Consider the following 17,638-nt stretch of genomic DNA (forward strand, 5'->3'; position numbering starts at 1 on the left):
GAGCTCAGGCGGCCTCGTCCGGCCAGCTTGGGTCGCGCGAGGCGTTGGCGGTGAGCATCAGCACCACGTGGGCATCGCCCGCAATGGCGCCGCCTTCGCGCAGTTGGCGAACGGCGTCCAGTCCGCCCGCGGCGCAGAGCTCGGCACTCACGCCGGCCGCCGTGAGCTTCTGCCGCGCAGCGCGGGCTTGGTCGTCGCTGACCACCACCGCGCCTCCCCGGAGGCGACGGCCGCCTGCCACTGCAAAAAGGTCACGGTGGAGCCGGCGGTGGAAAACTGCGCGGTGTGGCCGGGATACGCGCCATTGAGTGCGCCGCCGGCCAGCACGCGCGAGAGGCGCGCAAACGGCTCCACCAGCCAGAGTCGCGGCAGGCGCGCAATGCGCCCGGCGGCCAGCAGGTCGCGAAAGCCCGCGTAGATACCCCACGCCAGGTCGCCGCGCGCCGTCGGAATCACGATGTGATCGGGCAGGCCGCCCTCGTTCAGGCACTCCAGGGCGATGGGCTTGTAGCCTTCGATTGCCAGCGGCGCGCTGCCCAATGCGGGCAGGCGGTAGTTCGTCAGCGCGAAATAGCCCGCATGCTGTGAGCGCTCACGCACAAACGCCCAGCGGCCAGCGTTGTCTGCAAAGGTGTAGCGCCGGGCACCGAGGGCGTCGAGCTGCCCTGCATAGGCTGCCGGCAGGCCTTCGTAGGTTGCCACTTCGCAGCCCAGGCCCGCAGCCCACGCATAGTGCGCCGCGGAAATCGCGGCATTGCCCGACGAGGCCAGCACCAGCGTGTGGGCACCGAAGTCCAGCGCTTGGGCCACGCCCACGGCCGTCATGCGGTCCTTGTGCGAGCCGGTGGGGTTGGACGATTCGTCCTTGAGCGCAAGGCGCGCCACGCCGAACTCGCGCGCCAGGTCCGGCATCTCCAGCAGCGGCGTGCCGCCCTCGCCCAGCGTGAAACCTGGCGTGTAAGGCATGGGCAGCGGGCCGCCGCTGTCGGGCAGATAGCTGGCACGCAAGCCGGCGTGGACGCCCGTGGCACGGCAGGCCGGGCAGCCGTCGTTCGCCAGGGTGAGCGAATAAGGAGCCTCGCAGCGCAGGCAACGAAAGCCCTGCAAGCCAGGGTTTCTCACCGGCTGCGGCGGTCGCGCCCGCGCGGTGCCCGGCGAATCGGTGGGCGGCTCGGAAGGCGAGGCGAACTTGAAGTGCATTACGGGCGCGGGCATGTGTCAGGCGGTCTTGGGTAGGAAGTCGTGCCTAAATCTTAGGCATCTGCAAATAAAATCATCTAGCTTGAAATACTCAAGCGATAAGAAAACTTATCGATGCGCTTCGCCGAAATAGAGACCTTCCGCGCCCTGATGCGCGCCGGCTCCACCCGCAAGGCCGCGGCGCTGCTGCATGTGACGCAGCCCGCCATCAGCCAGTCGCTCAAGCGGCTCGAGGCGCAGGCCGGCATGGTGCTGTTCCAGCGCACCGGGGGCCGGCTGGTGCCCACGCCCGAGGCACGCGCGCTGTTGACGGAAGTCGAGCGGGTCTTCATCGGCATGGAAGCCATCGAGCACCGCATGCGCAGCCTGCGCGACTTCGGCACCAACCAGCTTGAACTCAGCTGCTATCCGGCATTTGGGCTGGGCTTCATGCCGCGTGCGCTGGAGCGCCTGAAAGCGCAGCGCGGCGACAGCCCGTGGCCGCAGGTGTCGCTGCAGGTGCTCAGCTCCAAGGACGTGCGCGACCGCGTGGCCAAGGGTATTTCAGACTTCGGCCTGATGGCCGACGAACTGTCGCTCGAAGGCATCGACCATTCGACCTTCGCGCGCTTTCCCGGTGTGGTCGTGATGCCGCAGGGCCATGCACTGGCGCGCTTCAAGCGCATCGAGCCGGAGCAGCTCGCGCAAGTGCCTTTCCTGGCGCTGAACCCCGAAGACCCTTCGCACCGCGGCCTCGAAGCCGCGCTTGCCGAACGCGGCGTCGCGCTCCGGGTGATGGTGCAAACGCCCTACGCGGCCAGCGTGTGCGAGATGGCTTTGCGCGGCTTGGGCGTGGGGCTCGTCAACCCGATCACCGCGCTCGACTACGCCGAACGCGGCCTCGTGGTGCGCCGGCTCTCGGTCGACGTGTTCTTTTCATGCGTGCTGGCCATGCCCGCGGGCAAGGTGCTTTCGACCACCGCCCGCGACTTTCTGTCACTCATGCGCCGGCAACTGGCGGAAGACGAAAAACGCATCCAGCGCTACCTGCGCTGACCCAGGCCGGCTACTTACTTCCAGCCAAACTCGTGGTTCAGCCCCACGACGAAGCCGTTCACGCCGCGGGAGCCCGCCCCCGTCCTGGAAGCGCTCACGTCCAGGCTGATCAGCGGCGTGAGGCCGAAGCGCCATCCGATGCGCGAAGTCCACACGCCCGATGCGCGGCTGCGCTCCGCGATCAGCGAGACCTTTTCATCGAGCGCCCACTCCGCCGCCAGCCCGCCGCGCGGCGTGCGCACGCCGGTGCCCGTGGCCCAGTCGGCGCCGATGTTGGCGTGGAACTGCAGGCCATCCGCTGGGCGCCACGTGACCGGCAGCACCAGTTGCCCGCCCGCCCGGCCGCCGCGCGTCACGTCGAACACGGCGCCGAGCGAAATTGCCGCGCTCAGCGGCGCACCGGCCGCCGGCCCGAAGAAGTTCCATTTGAGCTGCGGCCCCACGGTCACCGAATGCATGCCCTCCGCCGAGAGCCTGTCGATGTTCAACCCCAGCTCGACGGGCCCCACACGGCAGGACGGGCCGGCGTGCAGCACCGTCACCGGCTCTGAGCCGGTACGGCCCCACCAGGCTTCGTACTGGCATCGGCCCGCGTCGAGCGTGCCGGCGTCGTCGACGTCGAAATGGCCTGCAGCCTGGACACCCGCGCTCGCCAGGGCGCAGGCTGCCAGGAGCAGCCAGGCGAGCCGAGGCCGTCGAATCGTTGTTGTGAGTCTGTTCTTCTTCATCGCCTGCATCCCGGGGATCGGGCATTCTAGGGACGGCGAAAGTCGCCGCGGTGACGCGGCAGCGCCCCGGCCGATTGCCTCAGATCTCGAACTGCGGCTGCAGCTCGCGGATGCGTTTGATGGCCACGCCGGCAGCGGCGGTGCGGGTTTCGACGCCGAGCTTCACGTACACCCGCTCCAGGTGCTTCTTGGCCGTGGCAGGGCTGCTGCCGAGAATTTCGCCGATGTCCTTGTTGGTCTTGCCCTTCACCACCCAGTAAAGCACCTCGGCCTCGCGTGCCGTGAGCTTCAGGCTCAGGCTCATGGCCTCGATCACGCCCGTGTCCGAAATCTCGCGCATGACGATCATCCATTCGTCGCCATCGTCGTCCTGCCCGGTCTGCCGATGCAGGCGAAGGCTGAGACTGCTTGCGCTTGAGGTGGCCCCGGCGCTCTTCACGATGGAAAGCGCCGGCGGCTCGATGCCCCGCTCCCTCGCGTCGGGCGCATGGCGGCGTAGCCACTCGAGCACCTCGGGCGGTGTTTCGGGCGCGCGGGTGTCGCAATAGCGCTGCAGCAAGTCGCGCGCGAGCGCCGTCTGCCAGATCAGCCGGCCCTCGGGCAGCCGCACGGTAATGCTGGCATAGCCGAACGCATCGAGCGCATTGCGCGCCTGCCCGGCCTGGCGCGCGTCCTGCCGGGCGCGGCGGGCGCCCTGCAGATGCACGTTCATGCGCGCCAGCACTTCCTTGGGCTTGATCGGCTTGGTGACGTAGTCGACCCCGCCCGCTTCGAGCGCGGCCACCAGGTGCTCTGTTTCGGTGAGCCCGGTCATGAACACGATGGGAATGTGCGCCGTTGCGGCATCGGCCTTGAGCCGGCGCGCCACCTCGAAACCGTCGATGCCCGGCATCATCGCGTCGAGCAGCACGATGTCGGGGCGGGCCTGCGCGGCGCGCTGCAGCGCCTGTTCGCCGTTGGTGGCAATGAGCACCGTGTAGCCGGATTCGTCCAGCGCGTCGTGCAGCACCGCGAGGTTGTCGGGCACGTCGTCGACGATCAGCACCAGGTCGCTGTTGGCGCCTTGGTCGCGCAACGTTTTCGCAAGCGGTGTGGTTTCCATGGGGTTGATGTTCGCCGCAATTTTCAGGCCGCACTCACGGCCGCGGCAAGCGCGCGGCCCATGGCCTCGAACTGGAACTGGCGGGCCAGCACGCGCTGCGCCTCGGTCCATGCCCTGCATTCGGGCTCTTCGGCATCGATCTCGTCGAGCTGGTTCATGATGCCGCGAAAGTAGCCCAGGCTCACGGCTTCGTCGAGTGCGCGCAGCCTCGAAAGCGAAGGCGCCTGCACGGCGCGCGGCGCGGCGGCGGGCAACGGCTTCGCAGCCGTGTCCGTCCACTGCAGGCCGAGCCGCCGCTCGAGCCAGTCGAGCAGCTCCGTGTGCCGCACCGGCTTGACGAAGAAATCCTCGGGCGCGATGCCCACGTCGTTCTCCAGTCCCTTGTCGAAGGCATTGGCCGAAACGATGGCCACCGGCGCATCGACCAGGCCCAGCTTGCGCGCACGGCGGATCGTCTCCCAGCCGTCGATGCCCGGCATGGCCAGGTCGACGAACATCGCGTCCGGCCGGTAGCCGGCTGCGATGAGGTCGAGCGCGTCGTGCCCGCTCGCGGCGGTGCGCAGGCCAAAGCCGAGCGGCGCCAGCACATGGCCGAGCAGGTCGCGGTCGGCCTCTTCGTTGTCGACCACCAGCAGTTGCCGCCGGCGCCCTTCGTAGCCGCGCCGCGCGCGTTGCGCCGGCGCAGCGCGGCCCAAGGCGCCTGCGGTCTCGTGCACGCGCGGCAGGAAGAGCCGCACGCAGAACAGCGAGCCCTCCCCGGGCGTGCTGCTCACCTTCATCTCGCCGCCCATCAGGTCGGTCAGCATCTTCGCGATGGTGAGGCCCAGCCCCGCACCGGGCGTTGCGGCCGCGGCCGCATCGCCGCGCGTGAAGGGCTCGAAGATGCGTTCGATGTCTTCGGCCGTCATGCCCGGCCCGGTGTCTTCTATTTCGACCGAGGCGAACTCGCGTGCGTATGAAAGCCGCAGCGTCACCTCGCCCGCGGTGGTGAACTTGATCGCGTTGCCCAGCAGGTTGATGAGGATCTGGCACACCCGCTTTTCGTCGGCGCGTACCACCTCGGGCAAGGTTCCCGCCGTCTCGAACCGGAAGCGCAGGCCCTTCTCGGCCGCCTGCAGTTCGAACATGTCGGCCAGCTCGCGCAGGGTGTCGGCAAAGCGCATCGGCCTGGCATGCAGCGTGAGCTTGCCGGCCTCGATGTGCGCAATGGCCAGCGTGCCTTCGATGAGCGACAGCAGATGCTCGCCGCCGCGCTTGATCACCGCCACCGCCTGCTGGCGGTGCGGCGGCACCGATGCGTCTTCGCCCATGAGCTGCGCATAGCCAAGAATGCTGTTGAGGGGCGTGCGCAGCTCGTGGCTGATGGCGCTGATGTAGCGGCTCTTGGCCTGGTTGGCCTGGTCGGCGGCGCGGCGGGCCTCTTCGGCCGCGAGCTTGGCCTGCTCCGCGACTTCGCGCGCCTCTTCCGCAGTCTGCTTGGCCGACTGCAGCGCGCGGTCGGTGGCGCGGTGCAGCTCGATCTCGCGCATCAGCAAGTGCGTTTGGCGGTTCGATTCTTCCTGCGCCACCTTGCGGCTCTGGTGCGCCAATACCAGCCACCAGGCCACGACGCCGGCAATGACCAGCAGCGCCATGTATGCCTTGAGAAAGCCGGAGCGCAACGACGACTGCTGCACGCCCGCCAGCGCTTCGGCGAGTTCCGACTGCGACGCGAGCTGCAGCGCGCTTTCGCCCAGCGCGCGCAGTTCCTGCTGGTAGAGCACGCCGAACACCACAGCCAGCACCGGCACGATGATCAGCATCAGCAGCAGGAAGTGCCCCAGCCCCGTGTCGAGATAGCGCCAGCTGAGGCGCGGCAGCAGCCAGCGAAGCACCGACGACCACTGAGACGAAAGGCTCGCGTGCGGCTTGCACAGATCGCCGCAGCGCGCATCGAGCGTGCAGCACAGCGAGCAGATCGCCCCCTGGTAGGCCGGACAATGGGCCATGTCCGGGCCCTCGTATTCGCGCTCGCAGATCACGCAGTGCTGCACCTTGAGGCGCTGGTAGCTGCCATCGGCACCGCGCTCGTCCACATCGTTCTCGACGCGCGCCCAGCGAACCGCCCGCGGGCCCTCGGCCGGTGCAAAGGCGACCGCGCCATTGCCGACCGAACCGCGCGCCAGGTAGTACTTGCCGCCGGTCGCCCAGGCGATCAGCGGCGAAACCACCAGCGCCGTGCCAAGCGCAATGAGCGCCGAGAAAGCCTGCGCCAGCGGCCCGAAGACGCCGAGATGCGCGGTGATGGAAAGCAGCGAAGCCAGCGCCATCGCACCCACGCCCACGGGGTTGATGTCCCACAGGTGCGCCCGCTTGAACTCGATGCCCGGCGGCGACAGGCCCAGCGGCTTGTTGATGACCAGGTCGGCCACCACGGCCATCATCCAGGCGATGGCGATATTGGCGAACAGCCCGAGCACATCGCCCAGCGCCTCGAACACGTTCATCTCCATCAGCATGAAGGCGATGAGCGCGTTGAACACCACCCAGACCACCCGCCCCGGGTGGCTGTGCGCCACGCGCGAGAAAAAATTGCTCCACGCCAGCGAGCCCGCGTAGGCGTTGGTCACGTTGATCTTGAGCTGAGAAATCACCACGAACAGCGCGGTCGCGGCCACGGCCCAGCCGTAGTTGGGAAACACGTACTCGTAGGCCGCCAGGTACATCTGGTTCGGATCGACCGCGCGCTCGACCGGCACCATGTGCGTGATGGCCAGGTAGGCCAACAGCGCGCCGCCCAGCATCTTGAGCACCCCCAGCACCACCCAGCCCGGCCCGCCGGCCAGCACCCCCGCCCACCAGCGCCGGGCGCTCACGGCCGTGCGCGCGGGCATGAAGCGCAGGTAATCGGCCTGCTCCCCCATTTGGGTGATCAAGGCAATGCCGACAGTCAGCGCAGCGCCAAACAGGTGCAGATCGAATCCCTTCGCACCCGTTTTCACACCGTTGTAGTGCACGATGCCCGCGAATGCACCAGGATCGCGCGCCAGCACGAAGACGAACGGCACCACCAGCATCACCAGCCACAGCGGCTGGGTCCACAGCTGCAGCCGGCTGATGGCCGATACCCCGTGGGTGACCAGCGGAATCACCACCAGCGCACACACCAGGTAGCCCCAGACCGGCGGCACGCCGAGGGCGAGTTCGAGCGCATAGGCCATCACCGCCGCCTCGAGCGCAAAGAAGATGAAGGTGAACGACGCGTAGATGAGCGAGGTGAGCGTGGAGCCGATATAGCCGAAGCCCGCGCCCCGCGTGAGCAGGTCCATGTCGACGCCGTAGCGGGCGGCATACACGCTGATCGGCAGGCCCGCCAGGAAGATGATGAGGCCCGTCACCACGATGGCCCAGAACGCGTTGGCAAAGCCGTACTGCACCAGCAGCGTGGCGCCCACCGCCTCCAGGATGAGGAACGACGCCGCGCCGAAGGCCGTGTTGGCCACCCGCCATTCGGACCATTTGCGAAAGCGCTGCGGCGTGTAACGCAGCGCGTAGTCCTCGAGCGTTTCGCTCGCCACCCAGCTGTTGTAGTCGCGCCGCACCTTGACGATGCGCTGCGGCGCGTCGTCGGGGGTGGTGGAAGTCTCGGCGGGGCTCACACCGTTTCGGTGCAGCTTTCGTGCCATCCATACGTCTTTTGGCGAACAGCGGCACGACTGTTGCAAAGCCGAAGCCTGCCCAATAATGGCCGACCTCCACGCACCCGACGCCGCCCCCTCATGGAACTGACCCCGCGCGAAAAAGACAAGCTGCTGATCTTCACCGCAGCATTGCTGGCCGAACGCCGCAAGGCGCGGGGCCTGAAGCTCAACTACCCGGAAGCCGTCGCGCTGATTTCCGCCGCCGTAATGGAAGGCGCGCGCGACGGAAAGAGCGTCGCGGCGCTCATGAGCGAGGGCCGCACCGTGCTCACCCGCGCCGACGTGATGGACGGCATCGCCGAGATGATCCCGGACATCCAGGTGGAGGCCACTTTCCCGGACGGCACCAAGCTGGTCACCGTCCACCAACCCATCGTCTGACTCTTTTCCAGAACAAGAAAGCCCTGTCATGCGCCACAACGTTTCCAAGACCCTTGCCCTCATTGCGATGCTGCTGCCACTCGCGGCCAGCGCCCACACCGGCGCCGACGGCGGCGTGCACCACGGCTTTGCCACCGGTTTTCTGCACCCGCTGACCGGCGCCGACCACCTGGCAGCCATGGTGGCAGTCGGGCTTTGGAGTGCGTTGGCCGCACGCCGCGCCTGGCCCGATCTGCTGTGGGCGCCACTGGCTTTCGCGGGCATGCTGCTGGCCGGCGCGCTGATGGGCCTGGCGGGCGTGCAGTTGCCGGCGGTCGAGCCGATGATCGCGGCCTCGCTGCTGGTGCTGGGCCTGCTGGTTGCAACGCGCACCCACCTGCCGGCCGCGGCAGCCGCGGCGGTGGTAGGCGTGTTCGCCATCTTCCACGGCGTGGCGCACGGGCACGAACTCGCGAGCGAGCAAGGCGCCGCGCTGACGCTGGCGGGCATGGTGGGCGCCACCGTGCTGCTGCACCTGGCGGGCATCGGGCTCGGCTGGGCACTGCGCCATGCCAATGCCTGGCTGCCGCGCGTGACAGGCGCCGCGGTGGTGGCGCTGGGCGCGACGCTGCTCTCGCAGGCCGTCTGATCAAAGGCGCCGCGACACCATGATTCCCGGCGAACTTTTTACCGACGACGGCGAGCACACGCTCAACCCCGGCCGCCGCACACTCACGCTGGTGGTGCAGAACACCGCCGACCGGCCGATCCAGGTCGGTTCGCACTATCACTTTGCCGAGACCAACGGCGCGCTCGGCTTCGACCGCGAAGCCGCGCGCGGCATGCGGCTCAACATTGCCTCTGGCGCGGCGGTGCGCTTCGAGCCGGGCCAGCAGCGCACCGTCGAGCTGGTCGATTTTTCGGGCGACCGCGTCGTCTACGGCTTTCGCGGCCTCGTTCAAGGAAAGCTCTAAGCCATGGCAACGATCGGAAGGCGTGCATACGCCGAGATATTCGGCCCGACCGTGGGCGACCGGGTTCGTCTTGCGGACACGGACCTGCTGATCGAGGTGGAAGCCGACTACACACTGCGCGCCGGCGGCTACGGTGAAGAAGTGAAGTTCGGCGGCGGCAAGACCATTCGCGACGGCATGGCGCAGTCGCAGCGCACGCGCGACGGCAAGGGCAGCGGCCCCACGGCCGGCGGCGCCGTCGACACCGTGCTGACCAACGCGCTGATCCTCGACCACTGGGGCATCGTCAAGGCCGACATCGGCCTGAAGGGCGGCCGCATCGCCGCCATTGGCAAGGCCGGCAACCCCGACGTGCAACCGGGCGTGGACATCGTCATCGGCCCGGGCACTGAGATCATCAGCTGCGAAGGCAACATCGTCACCGCCGGCGGCATCGACAGCCACATTCACTTCATCTGCCCGCAGCAGATCGAGGAAGCACTCGCTTCCGGCGTGACCACCATGCTGGGCGGCGGCACCGGCCCGGCCACCGGCACTTTCGCGACCACCGCCACCCCCGGTCCCTGGCACATCGAGCGCATGCTGCAGGCGGCCGATGCGTTTCCGATGAACCTGGGCTTCCTGGGCAAGGGCAACGCCAGCCTGCCCGATGCGCTGCACGAGCAGATCGAAGCCGGCGTCATAGGCCTGAAGCTCCACGAAGACTGGGGCACCACGCCCTCGGCCATCAGCAACTGCCTGGACGTGGCCGACGCCACCGACACGCAGGTGGCGATCCACAGCGACACGCTCAACGAGTCGGGCTTTGTCGAAAACACCATTGCCGCTGTGGGCGGCCGCTCGATCTGCGCCTTTCATACCGAAGGCGCGGGCGGCGGGCATGCGCCGGACATCCTGCGCGTGGTGGGCGAGGAGAACTTCCTCCCCTCCTCCACCAACCCGACCATGCCCTACACCGTGAACACGCTCGACGAACACGTCGACATGCTCATGGTGTGCCACCACCTGGACGCCGGCATTGCCGAGGACCTGGCCTTTGCCGAGTCGCGCATCCGCAAGGAAACCATTGCCGCCGAAGACGTGCTGCACGACCTGGGCGCCATCAGCATGTTCAGTTCCGACAGCCAGGCCATGGGCCGCGTCGGCGAGGTGGTGCTGCGCTGCTGGCAGACGGCGCACAAGATGAAGCTGCAGCGCGGCAAGCTGCCGGAAGACAACGAGCGCAACGACAACTTCCGCGCCAAGCGCTACGTGGCCAAGTACACGATCAACCCTGCCATTGCGCACGGCATCGCGCACGAGGTGGGCTCGCTCGAAGTGGGCAAGTGGGCCGACATCGTCATCTGGAAGCCCGCCTTCTTCGGCGTGAAGCCCTTCACCCTCATCAAGGGCGGCACCATTGCGATGGCAGCCATGGGCGACCCCAACGCGTCCATTCCCACGCCGCAGCCGGTGCACTACCGTCCGATGTTCGGCAGCTACGGCGGCTCGCTCGCCAAAAGCTCGCTGACCTTCGTTTCGCAGGCCGGGCTGGCCGCAGGCATCAAGGAACGCTACGGCCTTGCCAAGCATCTCAGCCCGGTAAAAAACATCCGCGACGTGCGCAAGAAGGACCTGATCCACAACAGCTACGCGCCGAAGATGGAAATCGACGCGCAGACCTATGCCGTGCGCGCCGACGGGCACTTGCTGACCTGCGACCCGGCGGTGCAACTGCCTCTGACGCAGCGCTACTTCCTGTTCTGAGCGGAGCGCTCAGGGTCTTGCACAAGAGGCCCGGCGCCCGCTTGACAGGCTGCGTATCCTCAAGGGTATCCATCCTGTCGTTTCACGCCTTTGGCGTTCCATTCGCACCATGCTCACCGCCAACAAACTCATGCCCCAGGGCCGCGGCCTTGCGCCCGTGCTGCTGAAGCGCGCCGCCACCATCGAACTCGACTGGGACGTGCGCCAGAAAAGCCGTTTCGACGCCACCGATTCGCTGGGCCGGCAGATCGGCGTGTTCCTGCCGCGCGGCACGGCGGTGCGCGGCGGCGATGTGCTGGTGGCCGAAGACGGCTCGCTGCTCCGCGTGATCGCCGCGCCGCAGCCGGTGCTGCGCATCACGCATTGCACGGCTCACGGCACTCCGTTCGACCTGACGCGCGCGGCCTATCACCTGGGCAACCGGCATGTGCCCATCGAGCTCAAGCCCGACCACCTGAAGATCGAGCCCGACCATGTGCTCGCCGACATGCTGCGATCGATGCACCTCATCGTCGTCGCGGTCGAGGAAGCGTTCGAACCGGAGGGCGGCGCCTATGGGTCGCATGAGCATTCGCATGGTGGTGCCCATGACCATTCGCATGATCATGGTCATTCGCATTCCAAGGGTCCGAAGCCGCTGGTGCTTGCACCTGAGCTGCTCGATGACCATGGCTGATTCGGGGCGCGCACCCGCCGACGGGGTACCTTTCTCCGCGAATGTCCCCCGGCCTACGGCCTCCTCCTTTATTTCGCTGCGCAAGGCACCCCATCGACGTGTGCGTGATGAACGGCGGTCGTTGATCGGCTGCTCACCAGCAGCGCGTCCATGTGCACAGGCCATCGGGTACTCCCCGCAGCGAAATAAAGGAGGAGCCGAAGGCGGGGGACATTCGCGGAGGGGGAGTACCCGATGGCCTTTGCACTCGCCCTGAACAGCGGCGCGCCACCAAGCAGCGCCAAACGAACAGCTGACATGCCCGACGCACAAAGCCTCCTGCAGCTCATCTGGCTAGCATCCCCGGCCCTCCCCGTGGGCGGCTTCTCCTATTCCGAGGGTGTCGAAGCAGCCGTCGAATGGGCTGGCATCGATTCGGAAGTCAAAGCCATCGAGTGGCTCTCCGACCAGCTCTACCTGAGCTTCGCGCGCGGCGACCTTGCACTCGTGGCCCAAGCCATACCCGCCTGGCGCGGAGGCGATGCAGCACGCATCCGCCAACTCAACGAGTGGGTCATGACCACCCGCGAATCGGCCGAGTTCTTTTTGCAGACTGAGCAGATGGGCCGCTCCTTCGTCGAATGGCTCAAGCTGCACCACGACGACACCGCCGCCGTTTTTTCCGACCTGCCCGCGAGCTACCCCGTCGCGTTTGCCTTTGCCGCAAGCCGAACCGGAGCTTCGGTGCACGACGGCTGCCTTGCGTTCGCCTTCGGCTGGGCCGAAAACATGGTCGCCGCGGCGGTCAAGGCCGTGCCGCTTGGCCAGAGCGCGGGCCAGCGCATTCTTGCGCGGCTTGCGAGCGAAATTCCCACCGCCGTCGAACGTGCCATGCAGCTCGGCGACCACGAACGCCAAGCCTTTGCCCCCTTTTGGCCGTGTTGTCGGCACGCCATGAAACACAATACTCGCGCCTCTTCAGAAGCTGACCGAACCGGACCTTTGCCATGACCTCCGCCCTGCACCACATTCCCCATCGCACCAAGAAACTGCCGCCGCTGCGCGTGGGCATCGGCGGCCCGGTCGGCTCGGGCAAGACCACCCTGCTTGAAATGCTTTGCAAGGCGATGCGCGACAAGTACGACCTGGTCGCCATCACCAACGACATCTACACCAAGGAAGACCAGCGCCTGCTCACCGTGTCCGGCGCCCTGCCCGCCGAGCGCATCATGGGCGTGGAAACCGGCGGCTGCCCGCACACCGCCATCCGAGAAGACGCCTCCATCAACCTCGAGGCCATCGACCGCATGCTCGAGGACTTTCCCGATGCCGACGTGGTGTTCGTCGAATCGGGCGGCGACAACCTCGCAGCCACCTTCAGCCCCGAACTGTCGGACCTGACCATCTACGTGATCGACGTGGCGGCCGGCGAAAAGATTCCGCGCAAGGGCGGCCCCGGCATCACCAAGAGCGATTTGTTCGTCATCAACAAGACCGACCTGGCGCCGTACGTGGGCGCGAACCTCGACGTGATGGAGCAGGACACGCAGCGCATGCGCCGCCAGCGGCCCTACGTGATGACCAACCTCAAGACGCATACCGGCGTGGCCGAAGTGGTCGCCTTCATCGAGAAGCGCGGCATGCTCACAGCCGCCTGAGCCCCTTCGGCATTCGCGCATCTGTGCCATTCCGGGCCGAGCCTTGCGTCGGCATCGGATGACACGCGCATGCGCCCAACTTCCTCATGGCGCCGGCTTTCGGCCGCCTACGGTGGTGCTTTCTATTTTCGAACCACGCGAACCCCGCGAACGAACAACGGAGAGCAACCAAGCCATGACCACCACCGACGAACACGCCAAGCTCTGGGACCTGATCAAGGACACCCGCTACGGCATGCTGACCCATCGCCACGCCGACGGCCAGCTGCACAGCCATCCGCTCACCACGCAGAGCAAGAACATCGAAGAAGGCTCGACGCTCTACTTCTTCGTGCCCAAGAATGGCGACATTGCGCGCCATGTGGCAAGCGACCCCAGCGTGAACATCGCCTACGCCAACACCGACGCCGACAGCTATGTGTCCGTGACCGGCCGCGCCACGCTGCGGGAAGACCAGGCCAAGAAGGAAGCTCTTTTCAATCCCGCAGCCAAGGCCTGGTTTCCCGGCGGTGCGACCGATCCGAACCTGGCATTGCTTGCAGTCGAAATCATCGGCGCCGAATACTGGGACGTGAAGGAAAGCAAGATGGTGCAGTTGCTGAAGATGGCCAAGGCGGCCATCACCGGCGATCAGCCGCCGTCGCTGGGCGAACACAAGAAGCTGGATATCGGCTGAGAACGGGCGAAGGAGCATCGCTGTTCCGTCGCTTGCGATTAGAGGCAACCGCCCAGCTCCCTGGCTTGCAGGCCCTCGTGCCGGGTACTAGACTGGACTGTGAAGGCACCCGCAGTGCCGGGGGCCAAGGAGCAGGCCATGTACAAGCGCATCCTCGTCGCAACCGATGGCTCTTCACTCTCCGACAAAGCGGTCGACGCCGCCATCGACCTGGCCTTGCTGGCGCGGGCCGAACTGGTGAGCGTGACCGTCACGCACCTGCTGCCCTATGGCTACTTCGAAGGCTCGATGGTGATGAACCAGCGCGAAATCGAAGCCTCGCAGGAGCAGGTGGACAACGACGCCCAGCGCCTCGTCGATACGGTGCGGACCACCGCGGCGGCCAAGGGCGTTCGCAGCGCGCAAGCCATTGTGATCAAGTCCAACCAGGTGGCCGAGGCCATCATCTCGACGGCCAAGAACCAGCAATGCGACCTGATCGTGATGGCCTCGCACGGCCGGCGCAGCCTTGCGCGCCTGCTGATGGGCAGCGAAACTCTGCATGTGCTGACGCATTCGCACATTCCGGTGCTTGTGCTGCGATAGAGGCGATTGCGATTTTTCGGCAACAAAGCACAAGTTCACAGTTCGACTTGATCGTTTCCGGGCCATTGCCTGCACCGCTGCTACCCTTGCCGCTCCAAGGCCAATCCTGGCCGATCAAGGGAGTAGGTAATGAGTCTTTTGTGGTTTCTGGTTGTGGGCCTGGTCGCCGGCTGGCTGGCCGGCATTCTTGTCAAGGGTGGCGGCTTCGGCTTGGTGGGCGATCTCATTGTGGGTGTGATCGGTGCTTTTCTTGGAGGCTTTTTGTTCAGCACGTTCGGCGTGTCGATGGGTGGCGGCCTTGTCGGCAGCCTGATCGTTGCCACCGTCGGTGCCGTCGTGCTCCTGTTCATCGTTCGCCTGATCAAGCGCGCATAGCGTTTTCTATTGAAATCAAAAATCCCACGCGTTGCCGCCTGGACCCTGCTTCTCCTTCTGGGCCTGGCGGCCATTGGCATCGCACTTGTCCTGAGCCTTGACTGGAATCGTGCGCGGCCATGGATCAACCAACGCGTGAGCGAAGCGACCGGGCGCCCGTTTGCCATACGCGGCGACCTGGTCTTGCAGTGGAACAACCCCGAGACTGAAACAGGCTGGCGCCGCTGGGTGCCCTGGCCGAGGCTGAGCGCGCACGACATCACCCTGGGCAATGCAGACTGGAGCAAGACCGGCCCGCACCTGGCAGAAATCAGGCAACTGACTTTCTCGCTGAACCCGCTCTCGCTGCTGGATCACACGATCCGCATCCCCACGCTGGAACTCGCGGGCCCCGTTCTTTCGCTGGAACGCACCGCAGACGGCAAGAACAACTGGACGCTGGCCTCCGACAACACGGCGCCATCGGCCTGGAAGCTCGACCTGCAGCGGCTGGTGCTGAACCACGGCACCGTGAAGCTTGCCGATGCGCAGGCAAAGCTCAATCTCAAGATCGATGTCGAAAGCCTGCCGCGCGAAACCGCGGAGGGCTACGGCATCGGCTGGAAACTCGGCGGCACGTTTCGCCAGACTCCGCTGCACGGCAGCGGCCGGGCTGGCGCGGTGCTTTCGCTGCAGCAGGACAAGAAGCCCTACCCGCTGCAGGCAGGCGTGCAGATCGGCACCACGCGCATCGACATGGCAGGCACTTTGACCAAGCCCGATGCGCTCGCGGCGCTGGACCTGCGGCTGAAGCTTTCGGGCGCGAGCATGGCGCACCTGTACCCGATCACCGGCATCACCCTGCCCAACACGCCGCCCTTCAGCACCGAAGGCCACCTGGTCGGCAAACTCGACAAGGCCGGTGGACGATGGCTGTACGAACATTTCAAGGGCAGCGTGGGTGAAAGCGACATTGGCGGCACGCTCGAATACATCTCGCAGCAGCCGCGGCCTTTGCTGCGCGGGCAGGTGCAATCCAACCAGTTGCGGCTCGAAGACCTGGCACCGCTGATCGGCGCGGACTCCAACGCCAGCAAAGCCAAGCGGGGTGCCGCCGCCGTCCAGCCGACGGACAAGGTGCTGCCGGTGGAAAAGTTCGACACGGCAAGCTGGGGCAGCATCGACGCAGACGTGAAATTTGCCGGCCGCAAGATCATCCACGCCAAGGACCTGCCAATCGACAGCCTGGTGGCGGATTTGCATCTGAAAGACAGCGTGCTGTCGCTCACGCCGCTGAGCTTTGGCGTGGCGGGCGGCACCCTGGCCGCCACCGTCAAGCTCGACGGCAGGCAAAACCCGATTCGCGCGGATGTGCGGTTTTCGGCGCGCCGCCTGAAGATCAAGGAGCTTTTTCCAACGCTGAACACCATGCAGGCCAGCCTGGGTGAAGTCGGCGGCGATGCGGCATTGTCCGCGGTCGGCAACTCGGTTGCGAGCTTGCTGGGCACGTCGAACGGAGAAGTGAAGGCGCTGGTCAGCAAGGGCACCATGAGCAAGTTCCTGCTCGAAGCCATGGGGCTGAACATCGGCAACGTGGTGGCAACCCAGATCTTCGGCGACAAGCAGGTTCAGCTGAACTGCCTGGCAAGCGACTTCAAGGTCACGCAGGGCGTGATGCAAACGCGATCGTTTGTGCTGGACACCGATGAATCGATCATCAACGTGACAGGGCAAATCAACTTGTCCAGCGAGCAGCTGGCACTGGAGATCCAGCCGCGGAACAAGGCGCTGCGCGTGCTCTCGCTGCGCTCGCCGCTCTATGTGAAAGGCACGTTCAAGAACCCCGATGTCGGCGTCGACAAGGGCGCGGTTGCGCTCAAGCTGGGTGCCGCAATTGCGCTGGGTGCCGTGGCTCCCGCCGCTGCATTGCTGCCGCTGCTGAACGTGGGGGCCGAGGAGTTTGCAGGCTGTGCGCCGCTGGAGGCCGCTGCAACGAAGAAGCCGCAGGCACCCGTTGCAAAGGCCCCGTCGCGCTGACAGCGCGAGAACGCGTTGGCAGCTCGTGGCCCGTTATTTCTGCGTATTGGCGCGTGCTGCGTGCGCCGCCCGGCACGCCTCCGTTGCGCGATACGAAGCCAATGCAAAGCAGCGCGCCTCGGCCTCGCGCGCAAGCGCCTCCAGCGAGCGGCGCTCTTCGGCCGCATCCACCTGAAATTCGACCAGCCACTTCATGATCATTGCCATGACGATGAGCAGGCCGATGAGGGCGGCCATCAATGTGCCGCGCCAGTTGCGGATGCGCAGGACCGAAGATTCCGAGTTATTCATTGCTGTGGGTGTGCAAGCCGGCAAGTTCAAAAGTTGCCCTGTTTGGCTTGGCCACGAAGATACGTGGTGCGCCCGAATTCCCACAGGAAATGTTTCACGTTCGGGATTGGTTACGTGTAACACCGCAACTAGGGTACAACTCTGTCCAGTACGCCACACACCCTTCGGCGAAGTTCTCGCCGCGCGGGAATTCGGCGTTCGCATTCAGTCAAACTCGGGTGCTGTACCTATCTTTTTTCAACCGTTCTATTGAAAGGAACTCCTGTTTTGAACAAGACCGACCTCATTGCCGCAATCGCAGAAGACACCAACCTCAGCAAGGCCGACGCAGGCCGCGCATTCGACTCGGCGCTCGAGCATCTGTCGCGCGCCCTGGTGCGTGGAGAAACCGTTCAGCTGATCGGCTTCGGCACCTTTACCGTGGCGAGCCGCGCCGAGCGCCAGGGCCGCAACCCATCGACCGGCGAAGCGATCACCATCAAGGCCAGCAAGAGCCCCAAGTTCGCCGCCGGCAAGGCGTTGAAGGACGCGATCAACCAGGTGGGCTGATCGATCAG

The 17,638-nt window shown here is 66.1% G+C and carries 16 protein-coding genes and 2 pseudogenes; 13 read left to right on the top strand and 5 right to left on the bottom strand.

The window, feature by feature from the left end; genetic code table 11:
* Positions 1–4: 4 nt before the first annotated feature.
* A pseudogene (locus tag M0765_RS04035) lies at positions 5–1,215 on the bottom strand (pyridoxal-phosphate dependent enzyme).
* A gap of 99 nt (positions 1,216–1,314) precedes the next feature.
* Here M0765_RS04035 and M0765_RS04040 point away from each other — a divergent pair.
* On the top strand, positions 1,315–2,235 hold the full coding sequence (locus M0765_RS04040) for a LysR substrate-binding domain-containing protein (protein WP_258502163.1): 921 nt from the start codon (positions 1,315–1,317) through the stop codon (positions 2,233–2,235).
* 14 nt (positions 2,236–2,249) lie between these two features.
* Here the strand turns inward: M0765_RS04040 and M0765_RS04045 are convergent, their stop codons facing one another.
* The 3 genes from M0765_RS04045 to M0765_RS04055 all read right to left on the bottom strand — a co-directional run bounded on the left by M0765_RS04045 (position 2,250) and on the right by M0765_RS04055 (position 7,730).
* Positions 2,250–2,963: a hypothetical protein gene (locus M0765_RS04045; RefSeq protein ID WP_258502164.1), complete on the bottom strand. Its 714-nt coding sequence runs from the start codon at positions 2,961–2,963 to the stop codon at positions 2,250–2,252.
* A gap of 79 nt (positions 2,964–3,042) precedes the next feature.
* Entirely contained in the window at positions 3,043–4,065 is a 1,023-nt protein-coding gene (locus M0765_RS04050; protein ID WP_258502165.1) for a response regulator transcription factor, read from the bottom strand.
* A gap of 23 nt (positions 4,066–4,088) precedes the next feature.
* Positions 4,089–7,730 carry an ATP-binding protein gene (locus M0765_RS04055; RefSeq protein WP_258502166.1) on the bottom strand — a complete coding sequence of 1,214 codons (3,642 nt, stop codon included), beginning with the start codon at positions 7,728–7,730 and terminating at the stop codon, positions 4,089–4,091.
* A 93-nt stretch (positions 7,731–7,823) separates the two neighbouring features.
* Between M0765_RS04055 and M0765_RS04060 the strand changes: the two genes are divergently transcribed.
* From M0765_RS04060 to M0765_RS04110, 11 genes and pseudogenes are all read left to right on the top strand, one after another.
* Complete coding sequence (locus tag M0765_RS04060) at positions 7,824–8,126, top strand: urease subunit gamma (protein ID WP_015867014.1); 303 nt, start codon at positions 7,824–7,826, stop codon at positions 8,124–8,126.
* 28 nt (positions 8,127–8,154) lie between these two features.
* Positions 8,155–8,754, top strand: a complete 600-nt coding sequence (locus M0765_RS04065) for a HupE/UreJ family protein (RefSeq protein ID WP_258502167.1) — start codon at positions 8,155–8,157, stop codon at positions 8,752–8,754.
* Between the two features lie 19 nt (positions 8,755–8,773).
* Complete coding sequence (locus M0765_RS04070) at positions 8,774–9,079, top strand: urease subunit beta (RefSeq protein WP_126746995.1); 306 nt, start codon at positions 8,774–8,776, stop codon at positions 9,077–9,079.
* Positions 9,080–9,082: 3 nt separating this feature from the next.
* Positions 9,083–10,825 carry an urease subunit alpha gene (gene ureC, locus M0765_RS04075; RefSeq protein WP_258502168.1) on the top strand — a complete coding sequence of 581 codons (1,743 nt, stop codon included), beginning with the start codon at positions 9,083–9,085 and terminating at the stop codon, positions 10,823–10,825.
* Between the two features lie 109 nt (positions 10,826–10,934).
* On the top strand, positions 10,935–11,501 hold the full coding sequence (gene ureE / locus M0765_RS04080; protein WP_258502169.1) for an urease accessory protein UreE: 567 nt from the start codon (positions 10,935–10,937) through the stop codon (positions 11,499–11,501).
* A gap of 297 nt (positions 11,502–11,798) precedes the next feature.
* Positions 11,799–12,469: pseudogene (locus M0765_RS04085) on the top strand (urease accessory protein UreF).
* An 18-nt stretch (positions 12,470–12,487) separates the two neighbouring features.
* Positions 12,488–13,138: an urease accessory protein UreG gene (gene ureG, locus M0765_RS04090; RefSeq protein ID WP_258502171.1), complete on the top strand. Its 651-nt coding sequence runs from the start codon at positions 12,488–12,490 to the stop codon at positions 13,136–13,138.
* 175 nt (positions 13,139–13,313) lie between these two features.
* Positions 13,314–13,814 (top strand): pyridoxamine 5'-phosphate oxidase family protein, encoded by a 501-nt coding sequence (locus tag M0765_RS04095; protein ID WP_258502172.1) that lies wholly within the window; start codon positions 13,314–13,316, stop codon positions 13,812–13,814.
* A gap of 138 nt (positions 13,815–13,952) precedes the next feature.
* Positions 13,953–14,399: a universal stress protein gene (locus M0765_RS04100; RefSeq protein WP_126747000.1), complete on the top strand. Its 447-nt coding sequence runs from the start codon at positions 13,953–13,955 to the stop codon at positions 14,397–14,399.
* Positions 14,400–14,528: 129 nt separating this feature from the next.
* Entirely contained in the window at positions 14,529–14,774 is a 246-nt protein-coding gene (locus M0765_RS04105; RefSeq protein ID WP_126747001.1) for a GlsB/YeaQ/YmgE family stress response membrane protein, read from the top strand.
* A gap of 21 nt (positions 14,775–14,795) precedes the next feature.
* Positions 14,796–16,790 (top strand): AsmA family protein, encoded by a 1,995-nt coding sequence (locus M0765_RS04110; RefSeq protein WP_446751589.1) that lies wholly within the window; start codon positions 14,796–14,798, stop codon positions 16,788–16,790.
* Between the two features lie 33 nt (positions 16,791–16,823).
* Here the strand turns inward: M0765_RS04110 and M0765_RS04115 are convergent, their stop codons facing one another.
* On the bottom strand, positions 16,824–17,081 hold the full coding sequence (locus M0765_RS04115; RefSeq protein ID WP_258502175.1) for a general secretion pathway protein GspL: 258 nt from the start codon (positions 17,079–17,081) through the stop codon (positions 16,824–16,826).
* 267 nt (positions 17,082–17,348) lie between these two features.
* Here M0765_RS04115 and M0765_RS04120 point away from each other — a divergent pair, with 267 nt between their 5' ends.
* Positions 17,349–17,630, top strand: coding sequence for an HU family DNA-binding protein (locus tag M0765_RS04120; RefSeq protein WP_126747002.1), 282 nt, complete (start codon positions 17,349–17,351; stop codon positions 17,628–17,630).
* The last annotated feature ends 8 nt before the right edge of the window (positions 17,631–17,638 follow it).

Origin of the sequence: Variovorax sp. S12S4 (assembly GCF_023195515.1) — a bacterium.
Classification (GTDB): Bacteria; Pseudomonadota; Gammaproteobacteria; order Burkholderiales; family Burkholderiaceae_C; genus Variovorax.